This is a genomic window from Rhizobium sp. FG113 (assembly GCF_057809895.1).
The window spans coordinates 191382-202639 of record NZ_JBMDKV010000010.1; the positions used below are offsets into that span (position 1 = coordinate 191382).

The window sequence follows — 11258 nt, forward strand, 5'->3', positions numbered from 1 at the left end:
GCGTCGATCTACAGAAGAAACAGGAAGATCACCAGCGTAACGAAGGCAAGAACCGAGCAGCTGGCATAGAAGACGGAGACCGCGCTCTCTATATCCTCGATGACGGCGGTCTCTCGTCCGCCGCCATTGATCATCGGCTCCATCACCACCACGCCGGAATAGACCCGCGGTCCCGCGAGCTGCACGTTGAGAGCGCCAGCCATCGCCGCTTCCGGGCGTCCTGAGTTCGGCGAGCGATGCATGCCGCCGTCGCGCATCGCGATCTTGAACGCCTCGCGGCAAGCATCGCCGCCGCGTCTCAACCAAGCACCCGCCGCGATCAGCGCGATCGACAGTCGCGCCGCCGGCCAGTTTGCGAGATCATCGAGCCGCGCCGACGCCCAGCCGAAATCCACATAGCGTTCCGACTTGTGGCCGATCATCGAATCCGCCGTGTTGAGCATCTTGTAGGCAAGCAGCCCAGGCAGGCCGAACACCAGATACCACAGCGCCGGCGCGACGACGCCGTCGGAGAAATTCTCCGCAAGGCTTTCGATTGCAGCCCGGCAGACAGCCGGCTCGTCCAGCGTTTCCGGATCGCGCCCGACAATCATCGACACGGCCTTCCGCCCACCATCGAGGCCACCCTGCCGAAGACCGGTGGCAACCGCCTCGACATGATCGGCAAGGCTCTTCTGCGCCAGGAACACCGTGACGCAGAGAACCTCGAGCAAGATGCCCGCAAGCCCGAATAGCGCGAAGAAGAGATGCAGCGCGACACCCGCGACGACGGCGATCAGAAGCAGCGCCGCGATGACCAGCATGCCGTTGCGGCGGCGGCTCTTGCCTGGCAGTTCGGTTCGGTTGAACAGCGTCTCCATCCGCGAGATCGCCTTGCCGAAGAGCACGATCGGATGCGGCAGCCGCGCCCACAGCACATCCGGATCGCCAACGATCCTGTCGAGCATCAAGGCAAGCACCAGCACGAGAAGATTCAGTTCAAAAATCATCGATTGAAGCTCAACAGGGCATCGGCGAGCCTGAGGTCGCCAGTGGTATCCGCGGTCACACCGAAGCGCAGCCAGGAAGGGGCATAGTCGAACTTGCGGACCAGAATGTGGTGCACGCACAGATGTGCCTGCAACGCATCCGCGGCCTCGTCTTCGACCAGCGAGAAAAGCGCGGTTCCGCCACGAATGCGAAGCCCGCCTTTGGTCAGAACCTCACGCATCGCCTCGCTACGCTCAGCGATCGCGCGCCGCAGCGGCCCGGTATCGGTGCGCAAAAGGGAAGCGGCGATCGACAGTGCAGGCCCGGAAACAGCCCAGGGGCCGAGCAGGCTCTCGAACCGATCGAGAAGCTCCCCCGCCGCAATGACGAAACCAAGCCGCAGCCCGGCAAGACCGAAGAACTTGCCGAAGGAGCGAAAGACGATGAGATTGGCGTGATCCGCGACATCGCCGGCAACGCTGGCCTCGGGAACCGTATCGCCGAACGCTTCATCGACCACGAAAAGCCCTCCCCGCGCCGCCAACCGACGCGCAAGACTAAGGAGCGCCTTGGGCCCGTAGATTCGGCCATCGGGATTATTGGGATTGACGATGACGACAAGCGCGTGATGGTCGCCGACCTCTTCGATCCCATCAAGCCGATCGACATCGACACCCGCCATCAGGAAGGCACGCTCATATTCACCGTAGGTAGGCCCGAGAACCGCGACCCGCCCACCCGCCGCAATCAAGCGCGGCAGAAGCTGAATAACGGATTGGGTGCCGGGCACCGGCAACGGCAGGCTGACGCCGCTCCCGTAATAATCCCGCGCCGCTTCGCGCGCCTCGTGGACGAGATGCTGATCCGGCAGTCGGTGCCAGGCGCGCATAGGAATCTCAGGCAGGACGGCCGGAAACGGGCTGATGCCGGTGGAAAGGTCGAGCCAATCCTCGGGCTTGCCGCCATAAAGTGCCGCGGCGGCCGTTATGCCGCCGCCATGGATGATCGGGGCATTCATCGTGTCGGTCCACCCGCGCTACCCGAGGCCTGCCCGCTCACCTGAGCCGCCACATCGATCAGGTGCATGTACGACCCGGCCACCTGCCAGCGCTGCAGGCCGGCCGTGCCAAGATCGTTGTTCAATGCGTCGGTCACCTTGAAAAGCCGGTCCGCCTCGCCTTCCGAAACCACCGACGAATAGTGAAACTCGTGCGCCGTCATCGGCTGCGTGAAGAACGAGCCGTTGATGGGATAGACCCGCCGATAGCCGAGATGGCGCCTGCGCTCCTCATAGCTGGTGACCAGCGGCAGAAGCCCGAGCATCTCGTGGCGTTCGCCGCTAGCATCCACCAGCCCGTCGCCCATCACCATGTAGCCGCCGCACTCCCCGTAGATCCGCACCCCACCTTCGGCCGCCTGGCGCATGCTCTCGCGAAAGGTCGACGCGGCGGCAATGCGTCCGGCGTGCAGTTCCGGGTAGCCGCCCGGGAGATAGATGGCGTCGGCGGTCCGCTCCGGCTGCTCGTCGGCAAGCGGCGAGAAAAACGAGATATCAGCGCCGCGGCGCCGCCAGCCGAGCAGCATGTGCTCGTAGCAGAAGGCGAAGGCGATATCGCGCGCCACCGCGATCCGGCTGCCAAGCGGCGGCAGGCGATCGATGTTGGCGGTCGAGGGGCGTGCGAAACCCTGTCTGGCGACACGCATCAGGAAATCGAAATTGCAGTTCTGCGAGACCGCCTGCGCCGCATGTTCGACGAACTTTTCCAGCGCCTCATGCTCGCCGGCCTGCACCAGACCGAGATGCCGCTCCGGCAGCGCGATCTCGGCGTCCCGGCGCACGACTGCAATCACAGGCATGCGGCTAGCCTCGAGCGCCTGGCGCAGCATCATCTCATGCCGATCGCCGCCCACCTTGTTCAAGATGACGCCGGCGATACGGACATCGGCGCGAAAGCCGGCAAAGCCGGCCACGAGTGCGGCGACGGATTGCGACATATGCGAAGCGTCGACTACCAGCACGACGGAAAGACCCAGCATCGCCGCCAGATCCGCCGCCGTCCCCTTGCCGTCGGCCGCGCCGTCGAAGAGGCCCATCATCGCCTCGATGACAAGCAGCCGATCGCCTGAGCGATGCAGCGTCGCGTTGGCGGCAATCAGCTCGGGGCGCATCGCCCAGGGATCGAAATTGAGGCAGGCGACGCCGCTCGCCGCAGCATGGAAGGCTGGATCGATATAGTCAGGCCCCGCCTTGCCAGGCGCGACCTCCACCCCGCGCTTGCGAAGCGCCCTTAGGAGCCCAAGCGTCACCGTCGTCTTTCCCGACCCGGAGGACGGGGCTGCAATCAACAGACCACTCATTCCGTCTCCTTACTGCCGGACCTCCGGAACGGATCGGGATGCAACCGTCGTCCGGCCAGCGCACCCAGCCAATCGAGAGAACCACGCAACCGCACCACCTCGCCGACCACAACGATCGCCGGCGGCTCGATGCCTGACGTCAGCGCCGCGGCCGGTGCCTCGCCGAGCGTTGTTTCCAGCACCTGCTGCGCGCTCGTCGACGCGTTACAGACGAAGGCGACAGGCTCATCGCGCGAGCGCCCCGCGGCAATCAGGTTGGCACTGATCTCGGCAATATGCTTCATCGCCATATACATGACGATGACGGGCGATCCCTTGCCTATAGCATCCCAGTTTATCGCGTCCGGCACCAGCCCCGATGAATTGTGGCCGGTCAAAAACGTCACCGCATGATTGATGTCGCGGTGGGTCGCGGGGATACCCGCATAGGCAAGCCCGCCGATCCCCGCCGAGATGCCCGGCACGATGCGAAACGGCACGTTGTATTCGACCAGCGTCAGCGCCTCTTCGCCGCCACGCCCGAAGACGAATGGATCGCCGCCCTTCAGCCTTAGAACGCGATTTCCCGCCTGCGCGAGCTCGACGAGGCGAAGCGAGATATCGCGCTGTTTGGCGGACGGCTTGCCACCGCGCTTGCCCGCATATTCGAGAACGGCGCCCGGCCGCGCCAGCTTCAGGCATTCGGCATCGACCAACGCGTCGTGCACGATGACATCGGCCTCCATCAGCCCCTTGACGGCAAGCAGCGTCAAAAGGCCCGGATCGCCTGGCCCCGCGCCCACGAGCCAGACACTGCCGGAATCCATCGCCGGGAGATGAGAAAGTACCGTTTCGATCATGACGATGATCTATGCCCGGCGGACCACGACGTCAACGCCGCAAACGCGGCGAAAACGCAGGTCACGATCACGCCGATTGCAGCGCCCAAAGCGGACTCAAAATATGAGAATATCGGCGCAAGCGGCTGAATGGATTCGCCAATGCGCTTGCGCCGAAATACCGATGATGATTGCCGACTAAGCGTTGAGCAACGTGTCGCGGATCAGGTCGATGACTTCTTGCGACTGAATACCGGTGCAGGCGATCTGGCTCGGCAGGCCGTCCCAATCGCCCGGCGGGAAACGACGGCCGTCCTGCTTGATGATCGTCTGGCCATCGGCGATACCGCCGCACACGACGCGCATGGCCCCTGAGATCGTCGTAAACAGCTCCGGCGCCACGACATAGACGCAGGCGCAGCTGTCATGCACCATCATCCCGTCCTCGACGGCATGCTTGTAGAAATCGATGTAGAACTGCGAGAGCTTGTCGAGCAGCTGCACGGCCTTGTCGCCCTTGGCGGCCATCTCGCCGAGATAGCCACGGCTCATCGTGGTGATCGCGGTGACATCGAGACCGATGACGACAACCTGCCACGGCGCGGTGAGCACGATATCGGCGGCTTCTGGGTCGCCATGGATATTGGCTTCGGCCACGGGCGTCACATTGCCAGGCACATAGAAATTGCCGCCCATGATGACGACCTGCTTCACCAGCCCGGCAATGTCAGGGTCTTCCTTCAGCGCCAGAGCAAGGTTGGTCATGCGCCCGACGGCCACCAGCGTCACCTCACCCGGATTGGCGCGCACGGTGTCGATGATGAACTTGTAGGCCGGACGCGGATCGAGCGGCACATCGACCACCTCGGGAACGTTGATGTTGCCGAGCCCGTCATCGCCGTGCACGAAGGTCGGCCACGCGCCTTCCTTGCGTGACGGATCGATCGTGACACTGGCACCCTTGGCGACGGGTGCTGGAATGTTCCATTCGCGCTTGAGGAACAGCGCATTGCGCGTCGTCGTCTCGATCGAGGCGTTGCCGAACACGGTCGTGATGCCGATCAGATCGATGTCGGCATGACGGTGCAGGAAAAGCAGCGCCATCGCATCGTCAACACCCGGATCCGTATCGTAAATCACCTTATGCATAATCGTCCCTCTTGCATGTTCTCATGTCATGGATTGGCAGCCGCGCGACAGAAGCGCTGCGGCTGCATCGGCGGTCACCATAGCGAGCGCTATTCTTTGCGCAACAGGGTGCATGCGATCGCGACCGTCGCATGTGCAGATTTGATTTTCGGCAGCACAAGCTCGGCATCGGGCCCGATCGCCGCAAGTGCGGCGGATTCCGCAACGCCATGACAACCCACCCGCGCGAAGACGACATCGGAAGGGTTCTTGATCCTCGGCGTCTCCCTCTCCAGCGTTTCTGCATCGAAGAATGCCGAGGGAACGGCAAGGCGCGCGGCGACCAACACCATTGCCGGCTCGTCGCGGCGGGAATCGATCGAAGCCAGCCCGGCGACCTGACCGGGCTCGATACCCGCCATCTCCAAAGCCGAAGCGACCAACGCCATGACCTCTTCAGGCGCGGTGCCCCGCTCGCAGCCGAGGCCGAGGCCGAGCACGTAGCGGCGGGTGGTATCGAAGGAGAGTGCGATCATGCGATGGAAAAGCCGGTTGCCTGTATTGCGCAAGCCATTGCAGCCCTAGCCGGTAAATGCAACAAGCGCGCCAACACAGTGCATTCGCAGTCCCACAGGTTCCTCCATTGTACGACCTTGCCCCTCACCTCATCCTTCTCCTTGCCGCTGCAGCCTTCTTTGCCGGTTTCGTCGATGCCATCGCCGGCGGCGGCGGTCTCATCACCGTTCCGGCGATGCTGATCGCGGGCATTCCGCCGCTGCAGACACTGGGCACCAACAAGGTGCAATCCCTGTTCGGCGCCGGATCGGCAACGATCGCCTATGCGCGCAAGGGACACGTCAATCTGCGTAAACAGCTGCCGATGGCGCTAATGGCGGTCATGGGCGGCGCGCTTGGCGCGGCGCTGGCGACCATCGTGCCCGGCGACGTGCTGCGTGCCATCATGCCGGTGCTACTCGTGGTCATCGCGCTCTATTTCGCGCTGAAACCCAATCTCGATGATGTCGACAAGCATCGCCGCGTCACGCCCTTCGTTTTCGGGCTGACACTCGTGCCTATCATCGGCTTCTACGATGGCGTGTTCGGCCCCGGCACCGGCTCGTTCTTCATGCTCGGCTTCGTCTCGCTCGCAGGCTTCGGCATGCTGAAGGCGACCGCCCACACCAAGCTCCTGAACTTCGGCTCGAACCTCGGCGCCCTCATCGTCTTCGCCTCCTTCGGCGCAACGCTCTGGAAACTCGGCCTGATGATGGGCGTCTGTCAGTTTCTCGGCGCGCAGCTGGGCTCGCGGCTCGCCATGCGCATCGGCGCGAAACTGATCAAGCCACTGCTCGTCATCGTCTGCATCGCGTTCACGATAAAGCTCTTGTCCGACCCAGCCAATCCGCTGCGCGTCTGGCTGGGGCTCTGAACCTCAAAACAGCGCGAGAAGCAACGCTCCGCCGGCGATCAGACTGACGCCGAGCCAGTTCATCATGTTGAGCTTCTCGCCGAGGAAGACGACGCCGAAGATGGCGACGAGCACGATCGACAGCTTGTCGATCGGGGCAACGCGTGCGGCATCGCCGATCTTCAAGGCACGGAAATAAGCAAGCCAAGACGCGCCCGTCGCAGCGCCAGAAAGGCACAGAAACAACCAGGTCTTCGACGAGATGCTGGAGAACGGCTGCCATTGCCCGCTCGCCAGCACGATGGCGCTGATGATGACAAGAATGACGACGGTGCGGATCAACGTCGCGAAATCGGAATTGACGCCCGCCACGCCGATCTTCGCGAAGATCGCCGTCAGCGCCGCGAAAGAGGCGGACAAGACCGCCCAGAAAACCCAACTCTGCGTCATCAGAACTCCACGCCCGCCTGCCCCTTGATGCCCGAGCGGAACGGATGCTTGATCAGTTCCATCTCCGTCACCAGATCGGCAATCTCGATCAGCTCATCCTTGGCATTGCGCCCGGTGAGAACGACGTGAGTCATATAGGGCTTTTCCGTCTTCAGGAACTCGATAACCTCGTTGATATCAATGTAGTCGTAGCGCAGCGCGATGTTGATCTCGTCGAGCAACACCATCGAGTTCCGCTCGTCGCGGATCAGCTCTTTTGCCTTCTCCCAGGCAGCACCGGCGGCCGCCACGTCACGGGCGCGATCCTGCGTTTCCCAGGTAAAGCCCTCGCCCATCGTGTGGAACTGGCAGACATCGGAGAAATGCTTTTCGATAAGGTCGCGCTCGCCCGTCCACATCGCACCCTTGATGAACTGCACGACAGCGGACGGCTTGCCATGCGCGATATGGCGGAAGATCATCCCGAAGGCCGAGGACGACTTGCCCTTGCCCTTGCCCGTGTGAACGATGATCAGGCCCTTCTCGCCCGTCTTCGTCGCCATGATCTTGTCGCGCGCGGCCTTCTTCTTGGCCATCTTCTCGCTGTGACGCGCGTCGTCGTGGCCAGTGGCCTCCGTCGTGGTCTCGGTGGTTTCCTCAGTCATGTCAAACTTCCCCGGATGCAATCTTCAATCGGTCGGCGGTGTCTGCACCGCCTGATCTGTCGTGTGTATTGTTTGTGGCAGCAGATCGAACTGCGCCGAATTGCTGCGCGGCGTCCAAAGCCGTCTCTCGATCGCCTCCAGCAGCCGTTCTCTCATTTCCTCGTAGGCGTGCGGGTTCTTCTCGATCATGAAATCGCGCACGCGCTGATCGACCACGAAGGCCTGGTAGACCGCTTCGAAATGATGGTTGCCGACAGCACCTGTCGTCGCAGCAAATGCGAAGAGGTAATCAACCGTGGCGGCGATCTCGAAGGCGCCCTTGTAGCCATGGCGCATGACGCCATCGATCCACTTCGGATTGACGACGCGGCCGCGCACCACGCGGGCGATCTCTTCTTCCAGCGAACGGATGACCGGCTTCTCCGGCATGGAGTGATCATTGTGATAGATCGACGGCCGCGCACCACCGAGCGTCTCCGCTGCCGCCGCCATGCCGCCTTCAAACTGGTAGTAGTCGTCGCTGTCGAGCAGGTCATGCTCGCGATTGTCCTGGTTCTGCACGACAGCCTGGATGGAGCGCAGCCGCTCCTCGAACACGCCGCGCTCGGCCCGGCCCTCTTCGCCGGCGCCGTAAGCATAGCTGCCCCAGACCAGATAGGCCTCCGCCAGATCGGCGCGCCGCTCCCAGCCCTTCTCATCGATCAGCGCCTGCAGCCCGGCGCCATAAGCCCCAGGCTTCGACCCGAAAATCCGATACCCCGCCCGGCGTCTAGCCTGCGCCGCATCGAGCCCAGCCTCCTCAAGCCGCGCCGCCTCACCCCGCATGCGTGCTACAATCGGATTGTCTTGCTCGTCTTCATCCAGCGCGCCAACGGCCCGGATCGCCTTGTCGAACAGCGCGATCTGCTCCGGAAAGGCATCGCGGAAGAAGCCTGAAATACGCAACGTCACATCCACGCGCGGCCGCCTCAGCATTGCCTGCGGAATGATCTCGTAGCCGGTGACACGCCGCGAGGTCATGTCCCAGACCGGCTTGACGCCGATCAGCGCCAGCGCCTGAGCGATATCGTCGCCGCCGGTGCGCATGTTCGACGTACCCCAGGCCGTCAACCCAAAAGACACCGGCCATTCGCCGTGATCCTGCACATAGCGGCGCACCAGAAGCTCGGCCGATTTCTTGCCCAGCTCATAGGCCGCCGGCGTCGGCACAGCGCGGCTGTCCACGGAGTAAAAATTCCGCCCCGTCGGCAAAACATCCGGCCGCCCCCGCGTCGGCGCGCCCGAGGGACCCGGAGGCACGAAGCGGCCGTCGAGGCCACGGAGCAGCCCTTCGATCTCGGCATCGCCACAGGCGAGGATGGCGGGTTTCAGGCGGGTTTCGATCTCGTCGAGGACGGCACGGGTGGCAAGCCATTGGTGCGGGCATGGCAGTTCGCCGGACACGAATTTGGCGGCCAGCAGCTCGATACGCTCGACGGTGTCACCTTGTGTGCGCCAGGGGTCGGACGAGGCGTCCGCTAGGATCTCGGGGCGTGGCCCGATCCATGCGGCGGCCATGTCGCAGTCGAGAGGGTCGAAGGAAGCGCCGCCGGGTGGGTTACCCCCCTCTGCCCTGCCGGGCATCTCCCCCACAGGTGGGGAGATTGGCTGGGCGCGGCCGCTCGCTCCACGCTCATTGTTTGGCTGGGAGCAAGCCGCGAGTCGATCTCCCCCCTTGTGGGGGAGATGTCCGGCAGGACAGAGGGGGGTACCCCACCCGCCAAGCTCCCCAAGACATCGCCAACACGCCCAAAAACATCCCCAGCAATCGCCCGCTGCAAGCTCCGGTCACCACCCTCGCCCAGCCCGCGCGGCACCCGCGCCAACGCAACCGTCAGATCCGTCAGCAACCGCCCTTCCGGCGACACCCCAAACACATGCAGCCCATCCCGGATCTGCATCTCCTTGAGATCGCACAGATAGGCATCAAGCTTCTTCAGCGCCTCGCTCTCGCTCTCCCCCTTTGATATCCCCGCATCCTGATCGAGCCCGATATCGGCGACCAGCTCGAGGATCTGCTTCCCCAGCAACCGGATGCGACGCGGATCGCCGCCCGACGCCTCGTAATATTCGTCGACCAGCGCTTCGAGATCCTTCAGCGGCCCGTAGCTCTCGGCCCGCGTCAAAGGCGGCGTCAGGTGGTCGATGATCACGGCGGCGGTGCGGCGCTTGGCCTGCGTTCCCTCGCCGGGATCGTTGACGATGAAGGGATAGAGATGCGGCAGCGGCCCAAGGATCGCCTCCGGATAGCAGCTCTCCGACAGCGCCAGCGCCTTGCCCGGCAGCCATTCGAGATTGCCGTGTTTACTCATGTGGATCACCGCATGCGCATCGAACTGATGGCGGAGAAACGCATAGAAGGCCAGATAGCCGTGCGGCGGCACGAGATCCGGCGAATGATAGCTTTCCTTCGGATCGATATTGTAGCCACGCGCCGGCTGGATGCCGACAAGGACCTCGCCGAAGCGCGTGAACGGCAGCGCAAACGCGCCGTCCACGACATAGGGATCGGCCTCCGGCTCGCCCCAGCGCGCGTTGATCTCCGCTTGAATCTTTTTCGGAAGAGTTGCGAGGAAATCCTTGTAACGACTCACGGAAAGCGTCTCGCGGATGATCTTCCCATCACGCCCGGAATTGGTCGGCCCATCCATGATATAACGCATCAGCGCATCGCCATCCTCGGGGATGTCAGCGACCGGATAACCGGCCCTGCGCATTGCCTGTAGCACCTCGATCGTGCCCGCAGGCGTATCCAGCCCGACGCCATTTCCGAGCCTGCCGTCGCGGTTCGGATAGTTCGCCATCACAAGCGCCACCCGCCGCTCGGCCGGCTTCGCATGCCGCAGCCGCGCCCAGTTGGCAGCCAGCCGCGCCGTGTAAGCCATCCGCCCCGCATCCGGCTCGCTGGCAACGATATTGGCCTCGACCAACGCATCATAGCGCGCTGCCGATTTGAACGAGACGGCGCGGGAAAGAACGCGGCCATCGACCTCGGGCAACGCCACGTTCATCCCGAGATCACGCGCCGACAGCCCTTGCGAGGAGTTCTCCCATGCTTCCTTCGAGGAGGCGGAAAAGATCGCCTGCAGCACGACGGCGTCACTTGCTTCCAGTACCGTCGGCTGCCGCTCCGCACCCGGCGCCGAGACGGCAAAGCCTGTCGTGTTGATGACGACATCGGGCTTGGTGGCCGCGAAGACGCTTTCGAGGATGCCTTTGGACACGGGGTCCTTGAGGCTGTAGGCGAAGACCGGCAGCGGCCGGATGCCTTGGGCGATCAGGGCTTCGATCAGCGCCTCGACGGGGCGGGTTTCGCCGCTTTGCACGAGGGCGCGGTAGAAGGAGATGGCGATGGTGGGGCGGTCTGCAGTCGCAGGTGTCTCGCCCGCGATACCCCCCTCTGCCCTGCCGGGCATCTCCCCCACAGGTGGGGAGATTGGCTGG

The 11258-nt window shown here is 63.6% G+C and carries 9 protein-coding genes and 1 pseudogene; 1 reads left to right on the top strand and 9 read right to left on the bottom strand.

From position 1 onward, the window contains the following. Positions 1–8 precede the first annotated feature (8 nt). The 6 genes from cbiB to ACODTZ_RS22200 all read right to left on the bottom strand — a co-directional run bounded on the left by cbiB (position 9) and on the right by ACODTZ_RS22200 (position 5809). Complete coding sequence (gene cbiB / locus ACODTZ_RS22175; protein ID WP_489028072.1) at positions 9–989, bottom strand: adenosylcobinamide-phosphate synthase CbiB; 981 nt, start codon at positions 987–989, stop codon at positions 9–11. Beyond that, positions 986–1987: a threonine-phosphate decarboxylase CobD gene (cobD, locus tag ACODTZ_RS22180; protein WP_489028074.1), complete on the bottom strand. Its 1002-nt coding sequence runs from the start codon at positions 1985–1987 to the stop codon at positions 986–988. Before cobD ends, cbiB begins: the two co-directional genes overlap by 4 nt. Then, the gene (locus ACODTZ_RS22185; RefSeq protein WP_489028076.1) at positions 1984–3327 is read right to left on the bottom strand and encodes a cobyrinic acid a,c-diamide synthase CobB; all 1344 of its coding nucleotides are present in this window, start codon (positions 3325–3327) and stop codon (positions 1984–1986) included. The genes cobD and ACODTZ_RS22185 overlap by 4 nt, the downstream gene beginning before the upstream one ends. After that, on the bottom strand, positions 3324–4166 hold the full coding sequence (gene cobA / locus ACODTZ_RS22190; protein ID WP_489028078.1) for a uroporphyrinogen-III C-methyltransferase: 843 nt from the start codon (positions 4164–4166) through the stop codon (positions 3324–3326). The genes ACODTZ_RS22185 and cobA overlap by 4 nt, the downstream gene beginning before the upstream one ends. A gap of 177 nt (positions 4167–4343) precedes the next feature. After that, a complete protein-coding gene (locus ACODTZ_RS22195) occupies positions 4344–5294 on the bottom strand; it encodes a nucleoside hydrolase (protein ID WP_209190749.1) in 951 nt (316 codons plus the stop codon). An 89-nt stretch (positions 5295–5383) separates the two neighbouring features. Next, on the bottom strand, positions 5384–5809 hold the full coding sequence (locus ACODTZ_RS22200; protein ID WP_489028100.1) for a cobalamin biosynthesis protein: 426 nt from the start codon (positions 5807–5809) through the stop codon (positions 5384–5386). A 107-nt stretch (positions 5810–5916) separates the two neighbouring features. Here ACODTZ_RS22200 and ACODTZ_RS22205 point away from each other — a divergent pair, with 107 nt between their 5' ends. Then, positions 5917–6702 (top strand): TSUP family transporter, encoded by a 786-nt coding sequence (locus tag ACODTZ_RS22205; protein ID WP_489028080.1) that lies wholly within the window; start codon positions 5917–5919, stop codon positions 6700–6702. A gap of 3 nt (positions 6703–6705) precedes the next feature. On the opposite strand, the gene ACODTZ_RS22210 is transcribed toward ACODTZ_RS22205, so the two are convergent. From ACODTZ_RS22210 to cobN, 3 genes and pseudogenes are all read right to left on the bottom strand, one after another. After that, entirely contained in the window at positions 6706–7131 is a 426-nt protein-coding gene (locus ACODTZ_RS22210; RefSeq protein WP_047505473.1) for an EamA family transporter, read from the bottom strand. Next, positions 7131–7775, bottom strand: coding sequence for a cob(I)yrinic acid a,c-diamide adenosyltransferase (gene cobO / locus ACODTZ_RS22215; protein ID WP_477926790.1), 645 nt, complete (start codon positions 7773–7775; stop codon positions 7131–7133). The genes ACODTZ_RS22210 and cobO overlap by 1 nt, the downstream gene beginning before the upstream one ends. A gap of 24 nt (positions 7776–7799) precedes the next feature. Further along, positions 7800–11258 (bottom strand): annotated as a pseudogene (cobN, locus tag ACODTZ_RS22220) (cobaltochelatase subunit CobN); the annotation flags it as partial.

Bases quoted from the DNA above. Each gene is read 5' to 3' on its own strand.
- cbiB (WP_489028072.1), bottom strand. From the start codon at position 989: ATGATTTTTGAACTGAATCTTCTCGTGCTGGTGCTTGCCTTGATGCTC.
- ACODTZ_RS22185 (WP_489028076.1), bottom strand. From the start codon at position 3,327: ATGAGTGGTCTGTTGATTGCAGCCCCGTCCTCCGGGTCGGGAAAGACG.
- ACODTZ_RS22195 (WP_209190749.1), bottom strand. From the start codon at position 5,294: ATGCATAAGGTGATTTACGATACGGATCCGGGTGTTGACGATGCGATG.
- cobO (WP_477926790.1), bottom strand. From the start codon at position 7,775: ATGACTGAGGAAACCACCGAGACCACGACGGAGGCCACTGGCCACGAC.
- ACODTZ_RS22210 (WP_047505473.1), bottom strand. From the start codon at position 7,131: ATGACGCAGAGTTGGGTTTTCTGGGCGGTCTTGTCCGCCTCTTTCGCG.
- cobD (WP_489028074.1), bottom strand. From the start codon at position 1,987: ATGAATGCCCCGATCATCCATGGCGGCGGCATAACGGCCGCCGCGGCA.
- cobA (WP_489028078.1), bottom strand. From the start codon at position 4,166: ATGATCGAAACGGTACTTTCTCATCTCCCGGCGATGGATTCCGGCAGT.
- ACODTZ_RS22200 (WP_489028100.1), bottom strand. From the start codon at position 5,809: ATGATCGCACTCTCCTTCGATACCACCCGCCGCTACGTGCTCGGCCTC.